Source organism: Candidatus Poriferisodalis sp., assembly GCF_965204195.1.
Lineage (GTDB): Bacteria > Actinomycetota > Acidimicrobiia > Acidimicrobiales > Poriferisodalaceae > Poriferisodalis.
Window position 1 is genome coordinate 599,328 of record NZ_OZ241975.1, and the last position, 23,929, is coordinate 623,256.

The following is a 23,929-nucleotide window of genomic DNA, read 5'->3' on the forward strand; positions in this document are numbered from 1 at the left end:
TCGCTCAGCGGCGGATGTCGGGTGCGCCGAGTCGGGCCGCGTCGGCGGTCTGGTCGTCGGGCCGGGTCTGGCTGTCGCGCTCGGCCTCCACCCGTGCTTGGTAGTGCCACACCTCGCGCTCGACGGTCTCGGGCGACCAGCCGAGCTCGGCGCCCATCAACTCGGCTGTGTCCTGTGCGGCGTCGACGCCGCGGTCCCACGACTCGACAGACAGCCGTGTCCGTCGGGTCAGCACATCATCGAGATGCAGAGCCCCCTCGTGGCGCACTGCGTGGACCACTTCGGCACGCAGGTACGGCAGCCCCTCTGCCAGCGGCCGCGCCAGCTCGGGCTGGGCGGCGATCAGCTCGATCACTTCGTCGATCCGATCGCCGTGGCGGTCCAGCAGATGCGCAGACGCGACGCGGCTCAGCCTCACTCCCATCCGGGCACCAAGCTCGTCGTGGTGCCCTCGCCGTTCCTCGTAACCCTTGGCACCGACGAGCGGCGTAACCAGCGTGGCGGATCGGCGGGCTGCAGCGTCACGGCGACGGCGGGGAAGCCGTGGCGCCGTGTGGCCCCGAGCCGCCCACACCTCACCGATGGCGAGTTCGACCGTGTCGGCCGCCATCACCCGGTAGGTCGTGTACTTGCCGCCCGCCACCGAGACCAGCCCCGGCGCCACCCGGGTGATCGCATGCTCGCGGCTCAGCTTGGCCGACTGCTCAGCCGCCTCGGGGGCATCGCCGGCCACCAGCGGTCGCAGCCCGGCATAGACACCGCAGATGTCGTCACGGCCAATCGGGCGGGCCAGCACGCCGTTGAGACGTTCGAGCAGCAGCTCGATGTCGGCACTGCTGGCAGCGGGGTGGGCGTAGTCGAGATCCCAGTCGCTGTCGGTGGTGCCGATGATCCAGCGCTCGCCCCATGGCACCACGAAGAGCACGCTGGGCGGCGTGGGCACGATCAGCCCGCACTGCAGGTCGATCCGGTCCCGCGGCACCAGCAGGTGGATCCCCTTCGACGCACGGATACGGGTGCGGGGCCCCTCTGAGGGCCAGGTGCCCCGGCCGGCCAACTGCTCGATCTGGCTTGTCCACACACCGGTGGCGTTGATCACCGCGTCGGCGTCCAGCTTGAAGGTGCGTCCGGTCTCGCCGCAATGCGCAATCACGCCCCGGACCGCACCGCCGGTGACCACCAGCTCCTGGACGCGGGTGGAGGTGAGAATGCGTGCGCCATGGGCGGCAGCGGTGCGGGCGATGGCCACCACGAGCCGGGCGTCGTCGGTCTGGCCGTCCCAATAGGTGATGCCGCCTCGCACGACGTCCGGATCGAGGCCGGGCGCCAGGCGATGGGTGCCACGCCGGCCGAGGTGCCGGTGCGAGCCATGGGCGTGGCGCCCCCGACCGGCCATCGCGCTGTACAGCGCAATGCCGAGCCCGGTGTGCAGCCGCTCTCGCCAACCCCGCCGGATGGGGTAGAGGAACTGGACGGGGCGCACGAGGTGAGGTGCCAGCCGGCCCAGCAGCAGGCGGCGCTCGGTGAGCGATTCCTTCACCAGGCCGAACTCGAGGCGCTGCAGGTAGCGCAGGCCACCGTGGATCAGCTTCGACGAACGGCTTGATGTGCCCGACGCCAGGTCGCGCTGCTCGAGCAGCGCGACGCTATGGCCCCGCAGCGCCAGGTCGAGCGCGCAGCCCGCGCCGGTGACACCGCCGCCGATGACCACGATGTCGACGCGGCCGTCACCCTGTTCGCCGCTCAGCTCGTCGAGCCACGCGGCGCGCTGCGCTGGTCCCAGCCTGCTGTCACCGGCAGCGTCGGCTTCGGATTCACCGTCATCGGTCGCGTTGGGCTCGCTCACTGTTCAGCCACTCTGAGCAATGTCCGCGGCGTTCAGGCGAACTCGTGGGGCAGGTGGCGGCGGGCCGCCCAGCCGAACAGGATCCAGCCGAAGTCGCCCTCAGTGAGGTTGCGCTGCGCTATGCGTGCGTCCTCGTCGGAGATCGGGATGCCGCGGGTGGCCTTCATCTGCACTTCAGCCACGCGTTCGGCAAGCACGAACCAGCCCACCGCGTCGGCTGGGCTCGCCCCCACCGTGAGCAGCCCGTGGTTGGCCAGGATGACGGTGCGGCAGTCGCCGAGGGCAGCGGCGATGCGCTTGCCGCCGTCGGTCGAGAGGACCTGCACTTCCCCGTCGTCGAAGAGTGCATGGTCTTCGAAGAAGCAGGTCGCCTCCTGGTTGATCGGCTCGATCATCCGCCGTTCAGCCGAGAACGGCGTGCCCCACTGGGTGTGGGTATGTGCGGCAGCGCCGATGTCGGGCCGGGCCTCGTGGATGGGGTGATGTATGTGGTAGGCGGCGTTGTTGATGGTGGCCGGCCTGCCTTGCTGGTCGGCGGCGGTGCCGTCGGGCGCCAGCAGCACGAGGTCGTCGACGCTCGCTCGTTCGAAAGGCACGCCGTACCGCAGCAGCCACATGTGGTCCGGCTGCAGCGGGTCGCGGCAGGTGATGTGGCCGTCGCCCAGCTCGCCCCAGCGCAGCACGCCGAACAGGCGGTACGCCTGGGCCAGGTCGGCGAGCAGGCGGGAGCGCTCGGCGTGCGGGTCGGCCTCGAACGGCTCGGCGGTCTCGGTGGCAGGGTCGCAAGCAGTCACTTCGCGAATTCTGCCACGCCCAGAGGCTGAGCCCGTAGGCGAAGCCGTGGCCCGAGCGGCCCGTGAGCGCAGCGAACAAGAGCGGGAAACAAGGCCCAAGCACGAGCGTTCACAGTCGCGAAGTAATCTCGGCCAATTGGGCTCACCGGGTCCGCACATGGGGGTCTCATGGCAACGGTCACCCTCGACCGGCTCACGAAGAAATACCCGAACGGGTTCGTCGCCGTCACCGACCTGAACATCGACATCGCCGACGGCGAGTTCCTCGTGCTGGTGGGGCCGTCGGGCTGCGGCAAGTCGACGGCGCTGCGGATGGTGGCCGGTCTCGAGGAGATCAGCGACGGGGAGCTGCTGATCGGCAGCGAGCGCATGAACGACGTAGAGCCCAAGGACCGCAACATCGCCATGGTGTTCCAGAGCTACGCGCTGTATCCCCACCTCGACGTGGCCCGCAACATCGGCTTCCCCCTGAAGCTGGCGGGCGTCCCCAAGGCGGAAATCACCGAGCGGGTGCGCACCGCCGCACGCCTGCTCGAGCTGGAGCCGCTGCTCGGCAACAAGCCGGCGCAGCTCTCGGGCGGCCAGCGCCAGCGCGTGGCCATGGGCCGGGCCATCGTGCGCGACCCGGCGGTGTTCCTCATGGACGAACCGCTGTCGAACCTCGACGCCAAGCTGCGGGTGCAGATGCGCGCCGAGATCACGGCCCTGCAGCACCGCCTGGGCGCCACCACCATCTACGTCACGCACGACCAAGTCGAGGCCATGACCATGGGCGACCGTGTGGCGGTGCTCAAGGACGGGCTGCTGCAGCAGGTGGACGACCCGACCGACCTGTACGAGCGGCCCGACAACCTGTTCGTGGCCGGCTTCATCGGGGCGCCTGCCATGAACCTGCGCCTGGCACGGTTGGAAAGCGGCGCCGACGCGTGGCAGCTGCGCCTGGGCTCGCAGACGCTGCTGCTCAATGAACAGGTGCTGGCGGCGAATCCCGCCTTGCGGGGTTACGACGGGGCCGACGTGGTGGTCGGCATCCGGCCGGAGGCATTCGAGGATGCTGCCGTCACAACCGACGACGGGGCGCCGCGCCTCCGGGCAACGGTGTCGCTGACCGAAGCGCTGGGCTCGGATCTGCTGCTGCACTTCCCGCTCGACGCACCCTCGGTGGAGGCTGGTGATCCTGACGCGCTGGAGGGCATTGAGGACCGGATGGTCATCGCCCGGGTGCATCCTCGTAGTGCGGCCCGGCCTGGTTCCACCGTTGAGCTCACCGTCGACGTAGACGGCCTGCATTTCTTCGATGCCGCGACTGAGGCCGCCATTCGCGGCTGAGCGATCAGGGGTTCCAGAGCTTTCGGTGGGGAAGCGATGGCAGAACTAGGCGACCGAAGAGGTCGCACTCGGCTTGGTGGGGGTAGCCGGAGAGGATGAAGGCGTCGATGCCCACGGCGCGGTAGGCGTTCAGCTTGGCGGTGACTTCTTCGGGGTTGCCGACGATGGCTGCGCCGGCGCCGCTTCGGGCTCTGCCGATGCCGGTCCAGAGGCCGTCCTCGGCGAAGCCGTCGTCGTCGGCGCTGTCGCGTAGCTGGGCTTGGCGCTGCACCCCGACGGAGGCCGAGTCGAGTGCTCGGGCTCGGATGGATGCTCCGGTGTCGTCGTCAAGCTGGCTCACCAGCCGGCGGGTGGCGTCGATGGCTTCTGCGGTTGTGGGTCGCACGATCATGTGCGCACGCAGGCCGAACTTCAGCTCGCGCCCTACTGCCGCGGCCCGGTCTCGCATTTCGGTGACGGTTGCCGCCACGCCTGCGACGGTGTCGGGCCAGGTGAGGAACACATCGGCTGCTAGGGCGGCGGTGTGCTTGGCATCGTCGGAGAAACCGCCGAAGTAGAAGGGCGGGCACTTGCCGCTCACGGTGCCGACGCGTGGCGGTTCGAGTTGCACCGAGACGAATTCGCCGTCGAAGTCGACGGGCTGGCCGTCGAGCAGGGTACGCAGCACCTCCATGTACTCACGGGTGCGCTGGTAGCGAGGGGCTGACGGCAGAGGGGCGCCGGGCAGATCGCTGGAGATGATGTTGATGGTGAGTCGGCCGCCTGCCATCTGGTCGATGGTGGCGAGCTGGCGCGCGAGCTGCGGCGGCCAGAGCTCGCCCATGCGCACCGCCAGCAGCAGGTTGATGCGACTGGTGCGGGTGGCGATGCCCGCGGCGAACGCGGTGGCGTCGATGCCCAGCGTGTAGCCCGAGGGAAGCAGCACGTTGTCGAATCCGTTGCGCTCGGCTGCGGTGACGATGTCTGCACAGTGGTCCCAGGTGCTGGCCAGGGTGGGGTCTGGCACGCCGAGGAACTCGTAATCGTCGTCGCACAGCGCCGAGAACCAGGCGACCTCGGGCGGGGCAGTGCTCATTGCTGCGGCTCCGCAAGCTGCGCCGCGGTACTCACTGGCCCGGCCCGGCGAGTTCTGAAGAGGTGAGCAGCTCACTCATCTCCACCGGTCGGCCCTCGTCAATTGAGATGTGGGCGGCCCGGCCGATGGCCACCGACCACAATCCATCGGCCAGCGTGCACTCCGCCGGACTCGATGTGATCACGGCGTCACGGAAGCGTTCCAGCTCGATGTACGACGAGCCATGGTGATGGCCGGTCACCGGCGCGGTGCTGGTGATCTGCCGCTCGGTGACATTGCCGATCCAGTCGCGCCCGCGCACGCCCACCCGCAGCACATCGTCGGGGATCAGCGCCTCGAGCTTGCCGGCCTCGCCCACCACCGACAGCTCTTCTTGGTTCCGCGTTGCGTCGGCGAACATGCACAAGTCCAGCAGCGCCCTCGCGCCCGAGGCGAAGTCGACGATCACGAAGGCGTTGTCCAAGATGTCGGGCGTCTCGCTGCCGTAGGTCTCGTCGAGATGGTTCAGATCCTGCGCGCCCGACGCCATCACGCGCACCGGCTCGTCGCCCAGGATGAAGCGCATCAGGTCGAAGAAGTGGCAGCACTTCTCCACCAACGTCCCGCCGGTGTTGCGATTGAACCGGTTCCAGTCCCGCACCTTCGGCTGGAAGGGGAAGCGGTGCTCTCGGATGGACACCATCGCAATGCGGCCCACGGCACCCGCGTGCGCCTGTTCGATCAGCGCAGCCACCGGCGCCATGTAGCGGTATTCCAGCCCCACCCACACCAGCGGCGCGTTGCGCCCGAGCGCCTCGACGCCGTCGATGATGCGGCGGCAGCCGGCCAAAGTGGTGGCCAGCGGCTTCTCGACGAGCTGGGGCACACCGGCAGCCGCCACATCCAGAACGATGTCGGTGTGTAGGTGGTTCGGCGTCGCCACCACCACGGCGTCGCACAGCCCTGCGGCGAGCAGCTCGCGATGGTCGCTAAAGCACGGCACCGGGTCGAGCCCGCTGCAGGCCAGTTCGTGCTGGGCCGCCTTGAGCGATGGCTCCCAGTTGTCGCAGAGCACCGCGACCTCGACGCCGTCGAGCGCTACGAGGTTGACGATGTGCTCGATGCCCATCATGCCGGTGCCGATGACGCCGAAGCGCATCGAACCGCCGCTGCCTGCCGCGTCGAAACTCATGCCAGCACCAAGCGCATGGGCGGCCCGATCGCGTCCACTTGGCTGCTGTTCACGGAAGTGGCACGCCCTCGGAGGCTTCGACAATGTCGTACACGTCGTTGCGATCGAGCTGCACGCCGAGCGCTGCCTGCAGCCCTTCGAGCCGTTCGGGCTGCTGGGTGCCGACAATGGCCACCGGCGCAGTGGGGTGGGCGAGCACAAAGGCAATGCACACCGCGGCGCGGTCGACGCCCTCCCGTTCGGCCAGCCGGTCCAGCGTGGCCAGCAGTTCCGGCCGCACCCCGCCGTCCTCGCCCACTTGTGCCATGAGTCGGCCGCCGGCGAGCGGGCTCCAGGCCAGCGGCACCAAGCCGGTCTCGGCACAGAGATCGAGCGTGCCGTCTCGCAGCGCGTCCAGGCAGGCGGCTGAGTACTCGGGCTGGGTGCTCACCAGCGGTGCGTCGAGATGGGCCGACAGCGCCCGGGTCTGCGCAGGCGTGTAGTTGGACACCCCGGTGGCCCCCACCAACCCGTCGGCAACCAACCCGTCGAGCGTGTCAGCCACTTCGGCGGGGTGCGTGAACATGTCGGGCCGGTGCACCTGGTACAGGTCGATGCGGTCGGTGCTGAGCCGTGCCAGCGAGGCCTCGCACGCCGATCGCATCGCGGCTGCGCCCGAGTTGTAGGGCACCGGCGGCACGATGCCGCCCTTGGTGGCCAGCACCATGCGGTCGCGCAGATCGGGCCGGGCCCGCAGCACCTCACCCAGGTTCTCCTCGCAGGCCCCGAAGCCGGTGCCGCCCCAGTCCAGGCCGTATACGTCGGCGATGTCCACCAAGTTCATGCCGAGTTCCAGCCCAGCCTCGATCAGCGCCGCGTTCTGGCCGACATCGGTGCCGGTGAAACGCCAGAGTCCCAGCGCCAGCGGACCGATCTCGACACCGCTTGGTCCGAGCCGCCGCGGGCCCGTGCGCACCAGATTCCAACTTGCCGCAGCGCTCAAGACTTCACCGAGCCGGCCAGCAGCCCCCGTACGAAGAACCGCTGCAGGGCGAAGAACACGATCAGCGGCACGCCCGCCTGCACGAACGCGCCCGCAGACAGCACGTGCTCACGCAAGCCGAACTCGCCGGCCAGCGACGCGATCCGGATGGTGGCGGGCCACGCCTCGCCGTTCGAGCCGATCATGGTGATGGCCACGAGGTAGTCGTTCCACGTCCACAGGAACTGGAAGATGGTGAACGCTGCCAGCGCAGGCACCGACAGCGGCACGACGAGCCGCCAGAAGATCGTGACGTGATCGGCACCGTCGATGCGCGCTGCCTCGAACAGCTCGCCGGGCAGCGACGAGATGTAGTTGTGCAGCAGGAACACGGCGAACGGCAGCGCGAACGCGGTGTGCGTCAGCCACACCGCGGTGGCGCTGCCGGCGAGGTCGAAATCGGGGAACAGCGTCAGCGTGAACTCGGTGCCGGGGATCGTCCAGTGCGCGCCGCCGGCGTAAAGCTGCAGCAGCGGCAGCAGCGCCACCTGGTTCGGCAGCGCCAGCAGCGACACGAACACGATGAAGAGCCACTCGCGGCCCCGGAACTTGATCCAGGCGAAGGCATAGGCGGCCATGGCGGCGATCGCGACCGGGATCACCGTGGCCGGAATGGCGATAGCGAACGAGTTCACCAGCGCCCGCGCCAGCCCGCCGGTCTGCTCGGTGCCCAGTACCTCGGAGTAGTTGGCGAGCGTCCACCCGCCCTCGTTGAACGACTCCCACCAGCCGCTGTTGCGCTGCGCGTCACGGGTGCGGAACGAGTTCAGGAACAGGCTGCTCGCCGGGATGCTCCACACGATCACCATCAGCCACAGCACCCACGTGGGGATGCGGCGCAGGAAGCCGTAGATGAGCTTGCCGGTGCGATCGACCCGCTCGATGGCGCCGCCGACCGGCCCGGGCTTCGAAGCGGTCATCGAGCTCATGCGTCCGCCCGCTGCATCCGCCGGATGTTGAACGCCATAGCCGGCACGACGGCCAGGAACAGCACCACGGCCAACGCGGAGCCAAGGCCGAAGTTGAGCTCGGTGAAGGCCCGCTGCCACATCTCATTGGCGATGACCTGCGTGCCGAAGTTGCCGGCGGTCATCACCTTCACGATGTCGTACACCTTCATCACCAGCACGATCAGCGTGGTGGCCACCACCGTGATGGTGGGGATGATCGTGGGGATGATGACGTTCCAGAACGTCTGCCGCTCGGTGGCCCCGTCGACGCGAGCCGCTTCGAGCAGCTCGGACGGCACTGCCTTGATGGCCGCCGACAGGATGACCATGGCAAAGCCCGTCTGGATCCAGACGAGCACCACCATCAGCCACACGTTGTTGAAGGGCGCTTCCTGCAAGAACAGGATGGTGCCGGCGATGGGCTCACCGTTCGGGCCGGGCACCGAGCCGCCCAGCCCGGGCCCCAGGAACCGGTAGATGAGCCACAGCACAGGTACGGCGGTTACTGCGGCGCCGATGGCGAAGGCGGTCTGCCGCCGCCTCACCCCGAACGCGCACAGGCCCGCCAGCAGCACAGTGACGAGGGCCAAGATCAGCACGGCCACCCACGCGCCGGTGGTGCGGGGCCGCAGGCTGCCCAGCCAGACCCAGATGGCGTTGAGGAACCCTGTCTGCGGTTTCTGCGGCGGCCGGGCGATGTACATGAACCGCCAGATGATCCCGGCACCCACGAACGAGATGGCCATGGGCAGGAAGATGAGGCTCTTGGCCACCGACTCCCAGCGCACCCCGTCTGCGAGCACGGCTGCGGCCAGCCCGAGTGCCGTCGACAGCCCCGTCACCACCACCACCCACCACAGGTTGTTGATGACGGTTCCCCGCAGCGTGGTGAACACGGCGAACGAGAGCACGAACAATCCGATGGCGATCGGGCCGATCGAGCCGGGCAGGGCCTCCATCCGCCGGCCACGGCGGCGACCCACAGCCATGCCGATCCCCAAGCCGATGGCGATGAGCACCAGCGCCGCGTAGAAGGGCCGGCTGGTGAAGATCTCGGTCCAGCCGCTCAGGTCGAGGCTGTTGGGGTTGGTGAGAATCTCGCCGTAGTTGGCGAGCCCCACCCATTCGGCGGCCCGCGAGTCGAGCAGCGAGAGATAGATCGACCGGAGCAGCGGGATCACCAACCCGAGCGCCGCGAACAGCAGCGACGGCCCGAGGAAGGTGACGAGACGGCCGCGTTCGGACAGGCGGGTCCGGCTGGACTTGGACGGTGTGCCCAGCAGGCTGGCCGCAATGCCCGCGGCAGCACCGACGACCGCGCACACCGCCGCCCAGACCCACAATGGCCCGCCGGCAACGTCGTTGCCGGCGATCACTGCACCGATCAGCGCACCGACGAGTGCGCCAGATGTCGCAAGGAACGTGTGCCAGCGATCAACTGCCAAGTCGAAGAGCCAGTTCGCTCCGAAGAACAGAGCTGTGCTGGCGCCGATGGCGATGACCACGCCGATCAGCGCACCGCCTAGCGCGCCCATCGTCGCAGTCTTGCAGGCGCGCAATCATCCAGGATGACTGCGAAGCGTGTCGTCACGCCGGCGGGATTCATGGGATACGCAGGCGCGAAGGAGGCCGGCCCAGCACGCTGGACCGGCCTCCGTTCACGAGTGTTTTCCTTCAGCCGTTCTCAGACGACTCAAGCCGGCTATTGCGGCCAGGAAGCGTCGATCGCTGCAAACGCCTCGGCGACGGTCTTGTCGCCGTTGACTGCGCTGGTTCCCTCAGTCCAGAAGGTGCCGGCGCCGACAGCGGCAGGCATCAGGTCGGACCCGTCGAAGCGGGCCGGGCTGGCCGTCTGCAAGATCTCGACGAACGAACGCTCGAGGTCGTTGTAGACGCTGAGGTCCTGGTCGAGATTCGCCGACAGGAAGCCGGACTGGCCGCCGCCCTTGCGGGCCGCCTGTGCAGACTGGCGGACCTCCGCGTACTCGGCGCTGCCCAGGTACGCCATCACGGCCCACACCTCCGGCGCGTCACGGAATGCCGAGACGTAGGTGCCCGCGGTCAGCACTGGACGGTTGCCCTTGGCAGCGACGGCCGGGAAGTAGAACACGTCGATGTCCTGGCCTGGGCCAACACTGGTGCCTTCGGGCAGGAACGCCGCGTAGAACGACGCCTGACGGTGCATGGCGCAGTCGCCAGCGACAAGCGGCTCACCGTTGTCGCCGAATGGCGTCGCAGCGATGGAGCCGCCGGCGGCGTACACCGCACCCGGCGCGTTCCACAGCGACAGCACAAGCTCAGCGACGCCCACGATGCGCGGATCGGCGAACTTCACTTCGCCAGCGACCCACTGGTCATAGACGTTCTCGTCCAAGACGCGCAGGATCAGGTCCTCCATCCAGTCGGTGAAGGTCCAGCCGGTGGCAGGTCCCGACTCGATGCCGACGCACCACGGGGTCACACCCTCGGTGATCATCTGGATCGTCAGTGCTTGCAGCTCTTCCTGCGACTCCGGAATGGCGTAGCCGCCGCTCTCGAAGATCGAGGTGTTGTACCAGACGATCGACTTGAGGTCGGTCTTGTTGGGGACGCCGTACAGCGTGCCGCCGAAGGTGACGGTGTCGAGCGTGCCGGCGGGCCACTGGGCGCCAATCGCGCCCTGTACCTCGTCGGGTACGGCCAGGATCCAGTCCTCGGCTGCGAAGTCACCGACCTTGCCCGGCTGCGGGAACACCGCGATGTCCGGCGGGTTACCGCCGGCTGCCTGGGCGTTGATCTGGTCGGAGAAGTCGCGGGCGCCCGTGTAGACGATCTCGATGCCGGTTGCCGCAGCGAAGACGTCGAGGGCGTCCTGCATGGCGCCGGCTTCTTCCTCGCTCGACTCAGGGCCGAACACCGTCACCTTGGTGCCGGACAGGTCCATCATGGAGTCGTCCATTGACTCGTCGTCCATCGACTCGTCCATGGACTCGTCGTCCATGGAGTCGTCCATCGACTCCTCGGCCATCGCCTCCGTGGCGGCGGGTGCCTCGACGGCGTCACCGCTGTCGTCACTGCCGCACGCAGCAACGATGAGCCCGAAGGCAAGCACGACGGCCAGCAGCCGAGATGTGCGTAGGCGGGTTGATCTAGTGCGGTGTTCTTTCATGTGTGTTCCTCCCTGTGGGGTCGCAAGCCCATTCGATTGTCGACGTTGCAAGCGCTTGCAGTCACCGTGCCGGAAGCCTAGCGCGACGGCTGAACATGCAATTCCGTCATGTGTCCGCGGCGAAGGCCGGATTCCGGCCCAGATCGACGCCCAGACTCGTGCTCAATCGCCGCTCGGCGGTCCCACCGAATCCCGGATGATGAGCTCGGTGTCGAGCTGCACGTGCTCAGGGGGCTCAACGCTCGGCTGGAGCATCTGCAGCAGCAGTTCGGCGGCGACAGCTCCCTGCCTGGCCACGTGCTGCCTGACGGTCGTCAGGCCCACGAGTCGACTCTGATCGTGGTCGTCGACACCCACGATCGACAGGTCGTCGCCGATGCGCAGTTCGAGGTCGCGAGCCGCGAGCATGACACCGAAGGCCTGCTCGTCGCACATGGCGAAGATCGCGGTCGGACGTTCGGCCGAGTCCAGCAGTGCATGGGCTGCCCGACGCGCTTCGGCCCAGCTGTTGCTGGTGGACACCCGCAGCGCCGGGTCTGGCGTCAGCCCCGCCTCGGCGTGCGCCCGCGCATAGCCCTGGGCTCGATGAGTGGGAATGCTGAAGTTCAGCGAGTCGCCGCTGTCGAGGCTGAGCAGGCCGATGCGCCGATGCCCGTGCCGGAGCAGGATCCCGGTGGCGTCGCTGCCGACGGTCACGTTGTCGACCGTCACCGAGCTCAGCGCCTTCGTACGAAAGCCGACGCTGACGGCGCGCCCGCCCTGGGCGACGAAGGCGTCCGCAGCCGCCTCGTCGAGGGCGACGTCGATGAGCACCACCGCATCGCTCCGCCCCGATCTCACACCGTTCAACTCGATGAAGCGCTGCCGCTCGTCGAGGTTTGCGACGCCTGACAGCAGCAGGTCGTACCCGGCCGCAGTCATCTCGCGGCCCAGCGCGCCCACCATCGTCGCGTTGAACCAGGCAGCCGGGTCTGGCACCGCCACCGCAATCGTGTTCGTGGTTCCTGCGGCCAGCCGCGCGGCGGGCAGGTTGGGCCGGTAGTCGAGTTCGGCGGCCACTGCGAGCACTCGCTGCCGTGTCGCAGACGCAACGTGCGGCAGGCCGCGAAGCGCACGGCTGACGGTTGCCGTCGACACTTCTGCCGCCCGCGCGACATCGCCGATGCGGACCGGTGATCCGGCACCGGCTGCTCGCGCCGCGGGCCGCTCGACGAGCGATGCCTCGCCTAGATCCGCCATACGGCTGCGCTCGCGGGAGGCAATAGGTCAACGCCGCCGGGCGCATGCTGCGCCGAAGCGTCCGACGGGGCTGCGCTCGGGTGACGGCATGCGATTGCCGAGTCGAAGAGCAGCGTGGCGCCGTCCCCAAGCGGCACCTCGCTGGCCGTATCGCCGACGTTGGCCGCCACCACCAGGCGGCCCCGCCGGTACGAGATGACCGGTCCCTCGCCGCCGTCGGTCCAGGTGACGGTCGCTCCGGCGGTTTCGAGGTCGTGGCGGGCGTCCCGCTGTGCAGCGAGCAGATCGCGGTAGGCCTCCAGCCACGAGCGCGCAGCCCCGTCCTGCGCTGCAGCCGTGTGGACGTACGGGCGCTGCGCCGACCGCAGCCACGGCTCGGTGTCGGAGAAGCCGTTGTGCGGGCCGTCACCCCACGGCATGGGCGTGCGGCAGCCGTCACGGCCCGCACCCACGTCGCTGTCGGGGCCGACGGGGTCGAGCTTGTCTGCCACTGCCACCTCGCCGTCGATCAGCCCGAGCTCCTCGCCCTGGTAGAGGACGAAGGTGCCAGGCAGGAATGCCGCGAGCACGTTGAAGGCGAGCGTGCGTGCGGCACCCCAGCCGTCCGGCGCGGCAGGTTGGTCGCTGCCGGCGTCGCTGCGGAGGGCGAAGCGAGTGGGGGCCCGGGGCATGTCGTGGCTGCTCATTGCCCACAGCAGCCGTTCGGCAAGGTCGCCGGTGGGTGCGCGCAGCGTCGTGCGGATCGCCGCGGGCTCCCACTCGATGTGCATGGGCGCAAACCAGTAGCCGCCGTGCATGCCGTCGGGGGGCAGCAGGTCGTCCATGCCCCGCGGGTCGAGGTGGTACGTCTCGCCGTGCAGGAAGGCCCCGTAGCGGTCGCAGATAGTGCGCCAGCGCCGGAAGACGTCTTGGCTCTCAGGCTGGAATACGTCGTAGAGGTGCTCGAAGCAGTCCCATTGCTCCCAGCGCGAGGCCCCCGGGGGGATGGCCTGCAGCTGCGGGTTGGAGCGCAAGTGCTCGTCTTTCACCAGGCCGCCGGCGACGTCGACACGGAAGCCGTCGACGCCGCGGTCCAGCCAGAAGCGCAGGATGTCGTCCCACTCGGCGGCGACGGCCGGGTTCCGCCAGTTCAGATCGGGCTGCGACGGCAGGAACAGGTGCAGGTAGTACTGGCCCGAGTCGGGATCCAGCGTCCATGCCGGGCCGCCGAAATAGCCGACCCAGTTGTTCGGTGGGCCGCCGCCGGGCGCCGGGTCGCGCCAGATGTAGTAGTCGCGATAGCGCTCACGTTCCGCTGCGCCCGAGTTGCCGAGCGCCGCCTGGAACCAGCGATGGTCGCTGCTCGTGTGATTCGGCACCAGGTCGGTGACGATGCGGATGTCGCGGTCGTGTGCTGCGGCCACTAGCCGGTCGAGCGTGGCCAAGTCGCCGAAGAGCGGGTCGACGTCGCAGTAGTCGGCCACGTCGTAGCCCCAGTCATGGCCGGGCGTGGGGTAGAAGGGCGTGATCCAGACGAAGTCCACGCCGAGGCGCGCCAGGTAGTCGAGCTTGGCGATCACACCGCCCAGATCGCCCACGCCGTCGTTGTCAGAATCGGCGAAGGAGCGCAGGTACACCTGATAGCCGACGGCATCGGCCCACCAGCGTCGGAGGTTGTCTGGGGCTGATGCGGGGCTGCAGCGCGTCACGGCCACCTCCGGTCGTTGATCGACCGTCAGTCTGCCGCGTGTCTGTAACCGTTTGCGGCATGGCCCACCCGTCGCCCACCCTGAGCCAGTCCCTACAACCCAAAGACCGACCCGCCGAAGCGGGCCGGTCCTTGGTCTGTCAGTTTGGGTTGTGTGATGTGCGGCTCGGAGTTCACACCCCGAGCGGTGAACACACGGCTTGTCTAGCGCAGTGCAACGAATAGTGTCAACTGTCCGGTCAGCGAACAGAAAGGCACCCGTCATGCCGCAACCTCCCAGCCCCTACGACTTCCTTCCCGCAGTTGCGTCGTTTGAGGTGCAAAGCGACGATGTCGCCGACGGGCAGATGCTCCCGATGCCACAGGTCTCGGGCATCTTCGGCGCCGGAGGCGAAGATCGATCCCCTCACTTGGCGTGGTCGGGAGCGCCTGAGGGCACGCAGAGCTACGCCGTCACCTGCTTCGACCCCGACGCGCCGACCGGCAGCGGCTTCTGGCACTGGATCGTGTTCGACATTCCCACGTCATGCACCGAGCTCGCATCGGGTGCCGGCGACGCCGAAGGCAGCGGGCTGCCCGACGGCGCCAAGCAGCTTCGCAATGACGCAGGGCTGCCCGGCTACTTGGGCTCCGCGCCGCCTGCGGGCCACGGCCCGCACCGCTACATGTTCGCCGTGCACGCGCTGAGCGTTGCCTCGCTGCCGATCGACGAGAACGTCTCGCCGGCAATCTGCGGCTTCAACATGTTCGGCACCACGCTGGGCCGCGCTCTCCTCACGCCGATCTACGAACAGAGCTAGCCATGGCGGCCGGAACCGCCCGCAGCGGCGTTCCGGTCCCACCGGCTCCAGCGCTCAGCGGCGTGACGGCACTAGCGGCCGTCCTCGAATCTGAGGTGGCCTCATGAGTTCCGCCGAGATGCGAGCCGCTGCGACGCCGGTGGTGTACCGGGCGATGTGGAATGACGACCGACCAGGCCTGCACGAGCTTGCCGCGCGGACGTTTCGCGCTTGGGCTCGTGCGCTCCACCCGCAGCTTGGCGGGGGGGATGCCGGTGCGAACGCCAAGGCGCCGGTGCCCAGCGAGCCGGCAGGCACGAGGCCATCGAACGGGTTCGAGGGCGAGGTCGCCACCGATGAGGCGCGAGTGAATCTGCGCCGGGAGACTGCAGCGCACGGCGGTGTGTCCGAGACGCTGCTCGAGCTGGACCAGCAAGATCCGTCGGGCTCTTCCGTTGTCGTCTTGCGCGTGCTGACGAACGGCACTGACGGCTGGGTGTGGGTCGATGTGGAGATGCCGCACGAGCAGGCTGCCGTGGCCAACATCAGTGACGTGCAGGTCCTGGTCTGCACGCTGCTCGACGACGCCGAACAGGGAGGCGGTCGTCCCCGGATGGCAACGGAACGGCTGGGCACGCGACCGCTTGCGGTTGAACCGACGCGTCAGGCGGTGGTGCCCCTTGCGAACGCGCTGCGGGGAGCGAGCAGGGTCATGCCGTGCGTCGTGATGGCACACGACTACCTCGACGGGCCGGGGCCCACCATGGAGCGTGCCCGCACGACGGCACGCCAACTCGCGGGCCTCGCCCGTGTCTACGTGCTGCCGGCACAGACCATCAATCCCTTCCAGGTGGCGATGGGTCCCGAGCTCGACGTGCAGCCCGGCGAGGCCCGGCTGTACCTGCCTGGCGAGCATGAGCCGCACCGGCACCGGACGCTCGCTGCGGAGTTCGTGCGAAGCGATCTCGACGAGACAGCTCGCTGGTTCGGCCGTTTGCTGCAGACGATGCTTGTCGATCGCGAACCGCCCGAGCTCTATCGCCGTTCCCGCCAGCTGCTGGGCGATCGCCGTGAGCGGCATGAGCCCTCGCCCGACACCGACGCGGCCGAGCGGGCCGAAGCCCTTGAGGCCGAGGTGGAAGCGGTCTGGGACGCCCTCTACCAAGCCCGCGAGGAACGAGCAGCGGCCCGAGCTGAGCGCGACGAGCAGTCCGAGCAGCTCTACGACGTGCTCGAAGAACTCGAGATGGCCCAGCAGCGCGTCGAGCAGCTGCATCAGCTGCTGGAGGAATCGCGCGATCAAACGGTCAGAGCGCTGATGGCCTCAGGCACGTCAGCGGCGGCCGATGCTGATCCCACCCATACCAAGTACCCGCAGGTGACCTCCATCCGTCAAGCCCTCTCGCTCGCGCGGATCAACCTGCGCAAGGTCGAGATCCCGCCGGAGGCGGAACACCGCATCGCCGACCTCGACAGCGCCATCGAGTCAAGGTCGTGGGCGCGCAGCGTGTTCGACGGCCTGCTGGCTCTGGAGGTGTATGCGCACAAGGGCTCCGACTTCGGCGACTTCCGCGATTGGTGCGCCCGCAGCAAGCATGAGCGCGCCTGGTTCGCGAACGCCAAGAAGCTGGCGATGAACGAGTCTGAAGAGGTGATGCGCCGTTCGGAGCTTCGCCAGCACCGCGTGCTGCCGGTCTCGAAGGGCGTCGACCCGTCAGGTCGGACCGTGATGCAGTCGCACCTGAAGCTGGCCAACGGGTCGATGGCGCCGCGGCTTTATTTCCACGACGACACGCGGGGGCCGACTGGCAAAGTGCACGTGGGCTACATCGGCCCCCACATGCCCACCAAGCGCTTCAGATCGTAAGATCGAGGCGGCGCCGGATAGTCAGTTCGACGCTCCCTGGGCGGTCTGGCGGTCGCCCTGCGGATCGCGGCGCGACACGAACCCGTTGAGATCGCAGGCCTCGCGCACCGGCGCCGACATGTCGTAGGTGCCTGGATCCAGCGGCGTGCCGGTGCCGTCGGCGACCCGGGTCATCATGTGGAAGTTGGCGCTGACCGCCACGGCATCGACCATCACGTCGGCGCCGGCGGCGTCGACCACAGCGGATCGCGCAGCGGCCGTGGCCTCGCGGTCGCCTTCCCACATCGCCTCGGCGAGTCGCGCGAGCAGCGCGCCGTGAGGAACGCCGCCGTCACCTGCGTCGGAGCCGTTGACGGCTTCGTAGCTGACGTCCATGTCCTTGTTCTGGCCGCTCAGACCGAGCAGCAACGCGTGGGCCGACGTTCAGTAGAAGCACTCGTTGAGCTTGGAGGTCCGCGCCGCGAGCACCTCGATCTGGGGCCGGGTGAGCGAGTTGCGGTCGGACACCACATCGCCCCGCACGCGCTCCATCGGCACGTACTGGGCGTCGGAGAGGATGAACAGTGCCTCGTTCTCCGCCGGCACGGCGCTGAGCGCCTTGGTGACGTTGGGCATCTTGATGTCGGCCGTGGGAACCCAGTGGTACTTGACGGCTGCAGGTGCGCCTTCCCGCCTCGGTGGGCCGTCGGCCGGCTCGTCCAGCTCGATGCGCGGCAGCTCCAGCGCGTCGGCGAAGCGATCGACGCAGTTGGACTGCGCGACCAGGCCCACCAACTCCACATAGGCCAGCGGATCAACGCCGCGGTCGACGACCGACTGGTACCAGTCTTCGGTCAGCGTTCCCGGGTGGTTGGTGATGCGCCACACCGCGTCGACGGCAGCGGCCCGCAGCGGGCCGTCAGCATCGACAAGGCCGTCGATGCTGCTTGGCTGCACCCACGGCGGCAACACGCCGCCGTCGTCGGTGCGGTGGTCCCGGGCTGCGCGCACCTGCCGCACGATCTCGGCCCGCTGCTCGCCGGTCCACCACGTGCCGGGCCGCGACCAGCGAGCCGCGATCTCGCCGTGGGCGGCTCTCAGATCGTCCCGGATCGGCAGCGTTGTGTCATAGGTGCGCTGTGGTGCTGTGATGCTCATGGCCGGATCTCTGCTGGTGGGGGGCGGGGTCAATTGCCACATGCTGGCACACGTCGAACAGTCACACCGCAGCTATGCCGAACGGCGGGAACCGGCGGTGCGCGCGCCGTTCCGGTTGGCCTACGATCAGCCCCGCAATCTCGCCGTGCCGCCGCTCGAGCTGCCCGGCGGGGTCGCTTTCGCTTGCACTACCGAACCCCTCAAGGAGCACAGATGCCGACGCCGCAGAAGGCCATCTTCAACGAAATGGGCGCCAACCAGTGGTACGTCCACCTGAGCCGTGTCGAGGGTGCCGACCTCGGCGCGATCACGTCGGTGCTCGCCGACCTGCGGGCCGCATGCGACGCCGAGGGCATCAACCTGACGCTCGGCTTCGGCCCGGGCCTGCTGCCCGAGCTCACCGACGATGTGCCCGACGACTTCCAGGCCTATGTGACCGTCCAGTCCGAGGATGGCTCGGGGCGTGAGGCCAAGGGCACCCAGGAAGAGCTGTTGCTGTGGCTGAACCACGACGACAAGGACAAGGTGTGGAAGGCGCAGTACGACGCCCGCACCGCGCTGGCGGGCCACATGGCCGTCGCTCGTGAGACGCCCACGTTCATCTACGGTGACTCGCTCGACATGACCGGCTTCAAGGACGGCACCGGCAACCCTGCCGACGAGGACCAGCCGGCCGTGGCCGTCGTGCCCGACGGCGATGCGGGCGCCGGCGGCAGCCACATCATCGCCCAGCGCTGGGTGCACGACCTCGACGGCTGGAACGCGCTGTCCGACGAACAGCAGGAAAAGAACTTCGGGCGCAAGAAGTACCCCGAGACCGACAAGACCGACTCCCAGGAGCCTTACAGCCACCTGAGCCACGTCGAGCTGCGCGCGGACGGCAACCACGGCAACGAGGGCAGCGACAAGATCAACGAGATCGCCCGCCGCTCCACGCCGTATGCGTTCCACGACGGCACCGTTGGCCTGTACTTCATGGCGTTCTGCAAGGACCAGGCGCCGCTGCGGCGCCGCCTGCGGCGGATGTACGGCCTTGACGACGCCAACGGCGTGCGCGACGCCATCACCGACTTCTCGAACCCGGCCTCGGGCTCGTTCTACTTCGCTCCCAGCACCGAAACCCTCGACGCCATCACCGGCTGAGAGGCCAATCGCCGAGGCGCCCCTAGGCGTCGTCGGCGGCTTGGTCGCGGAACCACTCGCGGGCTGACATCGAGGCGATTGCCTCGAGGGCCAGGCCGGTGTGCAGGTCGTCGGCCATGGCGCGCCGCAGTGGGCGCACCAGTGCGTGGCGCGTGTTGCGCAGCAGGATCGGGTTCAGCTTGGCGAGGTCGGCGGCGATCTCCTGCGCGCGGGCCATCAAGTCGTCGGCGGGCAGCACCTCGCCCACGATGCCGAGCTCGTGGGCTTCGGCGGCGTCGATCTGCTGGCCGGTGAGCAGGAAGTAGCGGCCTCGGTTCGGGCCGAGCAGCAGCGGCCACACGATCTGCATGCTGTCGCCGGGCACCAGCCCGCCGGGGAAATGCGGGGCGTCCTGGAAGTAGGCGCCCTCGGCAGCCAGCACGATGTCGCACAGCACGGCCAGCTCCGAATGCACGGTGACCGGGCCGTTCACGGCGGCGATCATCGGCACCTCGATGTCGAGCATCTGGTCGACGAGCCGGTTGCCCTCCCAGATGATGCGGTCCCACACGGTGGCATTGGCCCGCCCTTCGGCCAGTGCGTTGACCTCGTCGGGCAGTTCGATGAACGAGTCTCCGGTGCCGGTGAGGATCACCACCTTGATGTCCCGGTCGGATGCCAGTGCCATGAACAGCTCGGGCAGCTCACGGTGCGGGCGGCCGCCCCACTGCAGCGGCCCGCCGCGGGTGTTCATGCGAACGGTCACCACCCCGGCGTCGTCGCGGGTCGCCTCGGCGGTGCGGTATCGGTCTGCGTACTCAGCGAATTCCATGGCTTCATGCTCGCAGAACGCGGATAACCACGAGAGAGCCGGCGGGTTGCCCGATTACCATCGTTCCGACGGGGACTGCCTGGGGGAGCGCGATGACTGACGTTGCGGATCGAACGGAAGCGGCCGATGCGCCGACGAGAGAGCAGCATCTCGCAGACATGGCCGACTACCTCGCCGGCGGCGTGCAGCGAGCCCACGAGACCGGCAACCGGGGTCCGGTCCGGTTCGGGCCCGACGGCAAGCTGCATCCCGAGATCCTGGAGAACTACTGGAAGCACGGCTTCTATGTCTTCACCGGCGTCGTCGGCCCTGACGAGATTGCCGAGCTCCGGGCCGATGTGGGCGAGGTCATCGAGCGGGCGCCGGTGCGCAAGGGCGAGGCCCTCGACCGCCACGGCCGGCCCGCGCTGGGCCGCGACTACGCAGTCGAGCCGTACATCCACATCGCGCCGCTGTCAGACCCGTTCGGCGGCACCAGCGCCCTCGGCGGTCGCCACCAGGTCCAGATGGACCAGCCGACCCCCGATGCCGACGCCCCGCCTGATGTGGTCTACCTGATCTTCGGCATGTGCCAGTCGATGCCCTCCGCGCTGCGGCTGTACGGCCATCCCGACCTGATGTCGATCGCCGAGAGCATCAACGGCCCCGACTTCGTTCCCTACAACGACGCCATCTTCGTGAAGGAACCCGGGCTGGGCGGCTCGGTGTCGTGGCACCAGGACGGCGTCACCCACTGGGACAACCCCGACTGGGACATGGGCATTCACGGCTTCAACTTCCAGGTGCAGCTGTATGACACCACGGCGGCGAATGCGCTGTGGGTCGTGCCCGGCACGCACACGTCGGGGCGCATCGACCTGCGTGCAAAGGTGGCCGACAACGGCGGCAGCACCATGCTGCCCGACGCCATCCCGCTGCTGTGCGAGCCGGGTGATGCGACCGTGGTGAACCGTCACATGGTCCACGGCTCCTACGCCAACACCTCTGCGGACCCGCGCATCTCGGTCACGTTCGGCTTCCACCGGCGCAGCTCGGTGCTGGGCGTGGCAGGTCAACTGCGGGTGCACGAGCGTGACGGTGTGGTCGTCTACGACGAGGAGCGCGTGTTCAAGCGGTCGTCGGTGATTGCCGTGGCCATCGACGCCCGGGCGCAGCATCGTCCCGGCGAGCGCCGCTACACCTACGCCCCCTTCGTGGGCCTCGAAGACGACTTCCGCTACAGCGACGAGACCTTCGAGCGCGTCATCCGCGACTACAACCTCAACGATCTCGCCATCTGACCCACCGCCAATCTCGACTCCTCAGGCCGCCGACGCCGGGGCGTAGAGCTCGGTGACGACGTCGAGGGCTTGGGTGACCAGCGGCAGGGGTTCGCCGGAACGGGTGAGCAGCAGCAGGGGGACCGAAGCGGCGGTGTCGCTGATCGGCACGTAGTGCAGGCCTGGCGGCCGGAACGTCTGCACGCTGGCGGGCACGATGGCGACGCCCTCGCCTGCGGCCACGAATCCGAGAATGGTGGTGTACTCGGTGGCCTCGATCATGGGGTCGTAGGCGACTCCCTGGGCGCTGAACATCCCAGCCAGCACGGCGTGCAGGCTGGGCGACACCCCCCGATCGAAGCCGATGATCGGCTCGCCGGCCACGTCGCGCAGTGCTGCATTCGGCTGCTGCGCTAGCCGGTGGGCGCTTCCAGCGGCCAGCAGCAGCCGTTCGTTCATCACCAGCGTCGCCTCCACCTGGTCGGCGTCTCCGGTGGCCCTGCCGATGCCCAGATCGATGCGCCCGGCCCGCAGCGCCTTGACCTGCTCGTCCGAGCTCAGCGTGTGCAGCTCGAAGTCGACCCGGGGCCGCCGCCGCCGGTACTCGGCCAGCACGCGCGGCATGACCTCGTACGCGGCCGAGTCGACGAAGCCGACACGCAGGGTGCCCGTGTGGCCTTCGCGGCGCTGTGACATCAGGCGCTCGACACCGTCTGCGGCCGCCAGCAGGCGAAGAGCTTCGGGGTAGAGGAACCGCCCAGCCTCCGTGAGCGTGACGCGGCGGGTGCTGCGGTCGAAGAGCGGGGCATCGAGTTCGTGCTCCAGCAGGCGTATCTGCTGGCTCAGCGGCGGCTGGGACATATGCAGTCGCTGCGCTGCTCGGCCGAAGTGCAGCTCCTCGGCCACGGTGACGAAATAGCGCAGGCGCTGCAGATTCATGCCGCACAGCGTAGGCAGGAATGAGAGGCAACACGTCTGAATTGATCGTAAATTGATACTTCCCGTCACCGAGCGAGGTGCTTACCCTGCATGGCGATGGCAGCATTCGGGAGTCGGCTGCGGCGACGCCCGCCGAAGTACTCGGCGGCGGCGCTGGCCTGGAAGGGTCTGCGCGGCGAGAGTTGGCCGCGCGTGTGGCGCGACTGTGACCTGAAGCGGTCCTACGACGCCGTGGTGATCGGCGGCGGGGTGCACGGCCTGGCTACCGCCTACTACCTGGCCCGCAATCACGGCATGACCGACGTGGCCGTGCTCGACAAGGCCTATCTGGGCAGCGGCGGCTCGGGGCGCAACACCGCCATCGTGCGCTCCAACTACCTCACCCCGGAGGGCGTGGCCTTCTACGACCGCTCAGTGCGCCTCTATGAGCAGATGGCAATCGAGCTGAATATCAACGTGATGTTCAGCCAGCGCGGCCACCTGACGCTGGCCCACTCCGACAGCTCGCTGCGCACGATGCACTGGCGCGCCGAGGTCAACAAGCTCGGCGGCGTCAACTCCAGCGTGATCGGCCCCGACGAGATCAAGAAGGAGTGCCCGAGCCTCGATACTTCCGACCACCCCCGCTACCCGATTCAGGGCGCCCTGTATCACCCGCCCGGCGGCGTCGTCCGCCACGACGCGGTGGTGTGGGGCTACGCCCGGGCGGCGGACCACATGGGTGTCGAGATGCACCAGAAGACCGAGGTCACTGACATTCTGTGCGAGGGCGGCGACGGTCCCGACGGCAAAGGTGCCGGGGGCCGGGTGACCGGGGTTCGCACGAACCGGGGCGACATCTCCACGCCGATCGTGATCAACTGCACCGCCGGGTGGGCGTCGCTCATCTCGACGATGGCCGGCGTGCGGCTGCCCATCACCACCCACCCGCTGCAGGCTGCCGTCACCGAGCCGGTGAAGATGTTCCTGCCGACGGTGGTGGTCTCGGGCTCGCTGCACGTGTACGTGAGCCAGACCGACCGGGGCGAGCTGGTGTTCGGCGCTTCGGTCGACCCCTACGCCAACTACTCAGTGCGCGGCTCGCTGGAGTTCACCGAGGGACTGGCCGGGCACGTGCTCGAGCTGATGCCCGGCGTCTCGCGCATGCGGATTCTGCGCCAGTGGTCGGGCCTGTGCGACATGACCCCGGACTATTCGCCCGTGATGGGCTTCACACCCGTGGATGGCTTCCTGGTGGATGTGGGCTGGGGCACCTACGGCTTCAAGGCCGCTCCCGTCTCGGGTGAGCAGATGGCCGAAGCCGCGGCCACGGGCCGCACGCCCAAGCTGATCGAGGCGTTCGCCCTCAGCCGTTTCGACAACGGCGAGCTGGTCGGCGAAAAAGGCGCAGCGTCGGTGGGCCACTGATGGGGAGTATCTGATGCTGCTTGTCCCGTGCCCCAACTGCGGCCCACGCAACTCGACCGACCTCCGGTACGGCGGCGAGTCGCACGCCCGTCCAGACCCCAACACGGCCTCGCCGTCCGAATGGCGGGCCTACCTGTACCTGCGCGACAACCCGGCCGGCTGGCTGCGCGAGAACTGGTATTGCGCGTCGGGCTGCCGCCGGTGGTTCTCGGTGGAACGCAACACCGCCACCAACGAATTCCGTGATCCGCCCCTGCCAGGGGACAAGCGAGGCGGTGCGGCATGAGGGACGGTGCGGCATGAGCGCGTGTGTGCCCGATGCTGTCC

Annotated in this window: 21 protein-coding genes; 7 read left to right on the forward strand and 14 right to left on the reverse strand. The window is 68.6% G+C overall.

Annotated features, from left to right (window positions below; translation table 11 throughout):
* Positions 1 to 4: 4 nt before the first annotated feature.
* Positions 5 to 1,783: an FAD-dependent oxidoreductase gene (locus ACOGI8_RS02680; RefSeq protein ID WP_419856356.1), complete on the reverse strand. Its 1,779-nt coding sequence runs from the start codon at positions 1,781 to 1,783 to the stop codon at positions 5 to 7.
* A gap of 95 nt (positions 1,784 to 1,878) precedes the next feature.
* Complete coding sequence (locus ACOGI8_RS02685) at positions 1,879 to 2,640, reverse strand: class II aldolase/adducin family protein (RefSeq protein ID WP_419855352.1); 762 nt, start codon at positions 2,638 to 2,640, stop codon at positions 1,879 to 1,881.
* A gap of 168 nt (positions 2,641 to 2,808) precedes the next feature.
* Here ACOGI8_RS02685 and ACOGI8_RS02690 point away from each other — a divergent pair, with 168 nt between their 5' ends.
* A complete protein-coding gene (locus tag ACOGI8_RS02690; RefSeq protein WP_419855353.1) occupies positions 2,809 to 3,969 on the forward strand; it encodes an ABC transporter ATP-binding protein in 1,161 nt (386 codons plus the stop codon).
* Between the two features lie 4 nt (positions 3,970 to 3,973).
* On the opposite strand, the gene ACOGI8_RS02695 is transcribed toward ACOGI8_RS02690, so the two are convergent.
* From ACOGI8_RS02695 to ACOGI8_RS02730, 8 genes are all read right to left on the reverse strand, one after another.
* Positions 3,974 to 5,044: an LLM class flavin-dependent oxidoreductase gene (locus ACOGI8_RS02695; protein WP_419855354.1), complete on the reverse strand. Its 1,071-nt coding sequence runs from the start codon at positions 5,042 to 5,044 to the stop codon at positions 3,974 to 3,976.
* 31 nt (positions 5,045 to 5,075) lie between these two features.
* Positions 5,076 to 6,215 carry a Gfo/Idh/MocA family protein gene (locus tag ACOGI8_RS02700; RefSeq protein WP_419855355.1) on the reverse strand — a complete coding sequence of 380 codons (1,140 nt, stop codon included), beginning with the start codon at positions 6,213 to 6,215 and terminating at the stop codon, positions 5,076 to 5,078.
* Between the two features lie 49 nt (positions 6,216 to 6,264).
* Complete coding sequence (locus ACOGI8_RS02705) at positions 6,265 to 7,170, reverse strand: aldo/keto reductase (protein ID WP_419855356.1); 906 nt, start codon at positions 7,168 to 7,170, stop codon at positions 6,265 to 6,267.
* A gap of 23 nt (positions 7,171 to 7,193) precedes the next feature.
* Entirely contained in the window at positions 7,194 to 8,156 is a 963-nt protein-coding gene (locus tag ACOGI8_RS02710) for a carbohydrate ABC transporter permease (protein ID WP_419855357.1), read from the reverse strand.
* A gap of 5 nt (positions 8,157 to 8,161) precedes the next feature.
* Complete coding sequence (locus tag ACOGI8_RS02715) at positions 8,162 to 9,721, reverse strand: ABC transporter permease subunit (protein ID WP_419855358.1); 1,560 nt, start codon at positions 9,719 to 9,721, stop codon at positions 8,162 to 8,164.
* 167 nt (positions 9,722 to 9,888) lie between these two features.
* Positions 9,889 to 11,334: an ABC transporter substrate-binding protein gene (locus ACOGI8_RS02720; protein WP_419855359.1), complete on the reverse strand. Its 1,446-nt coding sequence runs from the start codon at positions 11,332 to 11,334 to the stop codon at positions 9,889 to 9,891.
* Positions 11,335 to 11,496: 162 nt separating this feature from the next.
* On the reverse strand, positions 11,497 to 12,573 hold the full coding sequence (locus ACOGI8_RS02725) for a LacI family DNA-binding transcriptional regulator (RefSeq protein ID WP_419855360.1): 1,077 nt from the start codon (positions 12,571 to 12,573) through the stop codon (positions 11,497 to 11,499).
* Positions 12,561 to 14,261, reverse strand: coding sequence for an alpha-amylase family glycosyl hydrolase (locus tag ACOGI8_RS02730; protein WP_419855361.1), 1,701 nt, complete (start codon positions 14,259 to 14,261; stop codon positions 12,561 to 12,563). The genes ACOGI8_RS02725 and ACOGI8_RS02730 overlap by 13 nt, the downstream gene beginning before the upstream one ends.
* Positions 14,262 to 14,523: 262 nt before the next feature.
* Between ACOGI8_RS02730 and ACOGI8_RS02735 the strand changes: the two genes are divergently transcribed.
* On the forward strand, positions 14,524 to 15,060 hold the full coding sequence (locus tag ACOGI8_RS02735; protein ID WP_419855362.1) for a YbhB/YbcL family Raf kinase inhibitor-like protein: 537 nt from the start codon (positions 14,524 to 14,526) through the stop codon (positions 15,058 to 15,060).
* Positions 15,061 to 15,163: 103 nt separating this feature from the next.
* A complete protein-coding gene (locus ACOGI8_RS02740) occupies positions 15,164 to 16,906 on the forward strand; it encodes a hypothetical protein (protein WP_419855363.1) in 1,743 nt (580 codons plus the stop codon).
* Positions 16,907 to 16,927: 21 nt separating this feature from the next.
* Here ACOGI8_RS02740 and ACOGI8_RS02745 read toward each other — a convergent pair whose 3' ends face one another.
* Together ACOGI8_RS02745 and ACOGI8_RS02750 are read right to left on the reverse strand one after the other, a co-directional pair.
* Entirely contained in the window at positions 16,928 to 17,314 is a 387-nt protein-coding gene (locus ACOGI8_RS02745; RefSeq protein WP_419855364.1) for a hypothetical protein, read from the reverse strand.
* Between the two features lie 15 nt (positions 17,315 to 17,329).
* Entirely contained in the window at positions 17,330 to 18,043 is a 714-nt protein-coding gene (locus tag ACOGI8_RS02750; RefSeq protein WP_419855365.1) for an alkylhydroperoxidase-related (seleno)protein, read from the reverse strand.
* A 213-nt stretch (positions 18,044 to 18,256) separates the two neighbouring features.
* On the opposite strand from ACOGI8_RS02750, the gene ACOGI8_RS02755 reads away from it, so the two are divergent.
* Positions 18,257 to 19,186, forward strand: a complete 930-nt coding sequence (locus tag ACOGI8_RS02755) for a Dyp-type peroxidase (RefSeq protein WP_419855366.1) — start codon at positions 18,257 to 18,259, stop codon at positions 19,184 to 19,186.
* Between the two features lie 22 nt (positions 19,187 to 19,208).
* Here ACOGI8_RS02755 and ACOGI8_RS02760 read toward each other — a convergent pair whose 3' ends face one another.
* On the reverse strand, positions 19,209 to 19,997 hold the full coding sequence (locus ACOGI8_RS02760; protein WP_419855367.1) for an enoyl-CoA hydratase/isomerase family protein: 789 nt from the start codon (positions 19,995 to 19,997) through the stop codon (positions 19,209 to 19,211).
* 92 nt (positions 19,998 to 20,089) lie between these two features.
* Between ACOGI8_RS02760 and ACOGI8_RS02765 the strand changes: the two genes are divergently transcribed.
* Positions 20,090 to 21,277 carry a phytanoyl-CoA dioxygenase family protein gene (locus tag ACOGI8_RS02765; RefSeq protein ID WP_419855368.1) on the forward strand — a complete coding sequence of 396 codons (1,188 nt, stop codon included), beginning with the start codon at positions 20,090 to 20,092 and terminating at the stop codon, positions 21,275 to 21,277.
* Positions 21,278 to 21,298: 21 nt separating this feature from the next.
* On the opposite strand, the gene ACOGI8_RS02770 is transcribed toward ACOGI8_RS02765, so the two are convergent.
* The gene (locus ACOGI8_RS02770) at positions 21,299 to 22,195 is read right to left on the reverse strand and encodes a LysR family transcriptional regulator (RefSeq protein ID WP_419855369.1); all 897 of its coding nucleotides are present in this window, start codon (positions 22,193 to 22,195) and stop codon (positions 21,299 to 21,301) included.
* Between the two features lie 96 nt (positions 22,196 to 22,291).
* On the opposite strand from ACOGI8_RS02770, the gene ACOGI8_RS02775 reads away from it, so the two are divergent.
* Positions 22,292 to 23,602, forward strand: a complete 1,311-nt coding sequence (locus tag ACOGI8_RS02775; RefSeq protein WP_419855370.1) for an FAD-dependent oxidoreductase — start codon at positions 22,292 to 22,294, stop codon at positions 23,600 to 23,602.
* A gap of 13 nt (positions 23,603 to 23,615) precedes the next feature.
* On the forward strand, positions 23,616 to 23,888 hold the full coding sequence (locus ACOGI8_RS02780; protein WP_419855371.1) for a sarcosine oxidase subunit delta: 273 nt from the start codon (positions 23,616 to 23,618) through the stop codon (positions 23,886 to 23,888).
* The last annotated feature ends 41 nt before the right edge of the window (positions 23,889 to 23,929 follow it).

Bases quoted from the DNA above. Each gene is read 5' to 3' on its own strand.
- ACOGI8_RS02690 (WP_419855353.1), top strand. From the start codon at position 2,809: ATGGCAACGGTCACCCTCGACCGGCTCACGAAGAAATACCCGAACGGG.
- ACOGI8_RS02695 (WP_419855354.1), bottom strand. From the start codon at position 5,044: ATGAGCACTGCCCCGCCCGAGGTCGCCTGGTTCTCGGCGCTGTGCGAC.
- ACOGI8_RS02700 (WP_419855355.1), bottom strand. From the start codon at position 6,215: ATGAGTTTCGACGCGGCAGGCAGCGGCGGTTCGATGCGCTTCGGCGTC.
- ACOGI8_RS02710 (WP_419855357.1), bottom strand. From the start codon at position 8,156: ATGACCGCTTCGAAGCCCGGGCCGGTCGGCGGCGCCATCGAGCGGGTC.
- ACOGI8_RS02715 (WP_419855358.1), bottom strand. From the start codon at position 9,721: ATGGGCGCGCTAGGCGGTGCGCTGATCGGCGTGGTCATCGCCATCGGC.
- ACOGI8_RS02720 (WP_419855359.1), bottom strand. From the start codon at position 11,334: ATGAAAGAACACCGCACTAGATCAACCCGCCTACGCACATCTCGGCTG.
- ACOGI8_RS02725 (WP_419855360.1), bottom strand. From the start codon at position 12,573: ATGGCGGATCTAGGCGAGGCATCGCTCGTCGAGCGGCCCGCGGCGCGA.
- ACOGI8_RS02735 (WP_419855362.1), top strand. From the start codon at position 14,524: ATGCCGCAACCTCCCAGCCCCTACGACTTCCTTCCCGCAGTTGCGTCG.
- ACOGI8_RS02740 (WP_419855363.1), top strand. From the start codon at position 15,164: ATGAGTTCCGCCGAGATGCGAGCCGCTGCGACGCCGGTGGTGTACCGG.
- ACOGI8_RS02750 (WP_419855365.1), bottom strand. From the start codon at position 18,043: ATGAGCATCACAGCACCACAGCGCACCTATGACACAACGCTGCCGATC.
- ACOGI8_RS02755 (WP_419855366.1), top strand. From the start codon at position 18,257: ATGCCGACGCCGCAGAAGGCCATCTTCAACGAAATGGGCGCCAACCAG.
- ACOGI8_RS02760 (WP_419855367.1), bottom strand. From the start codon at position 19,997: ATGGAATTCGCTGAGTACGCAGACCGATACCGCACCGCCGAGGCGACC.
- ACOGI8_RS02765 (WP_419855368.1), top strand. From the start codon at position 20,090: ATGACTGACGTTGCGGATCGAACGGAAGCGGCCGATGCGCCGACGAGA.
- ACOGI8_RS02770 (WP_419855369.1), bottom strand. From the start codon at position 22,195: ATGAATCTGCAGCGCCTGCGCTATTTCGTCACCGTGGCCGAGGAGCTG.
- ACOGI8_RS02775 (WP_419855370.1), top strand. From the start codon at position 22,292: ATGGCAGCATTCGGGAGTCGGCTGCGGCGACGCCCGCCGAAGTACTCG.
- ACOGI8_RS02780 (WP_419855371.1), top strand. From the start codon at position 23,616: ATGCTGCTTGTCCCGTGCCCCAACTGCGGCCCACGCAACTCGACCGAC.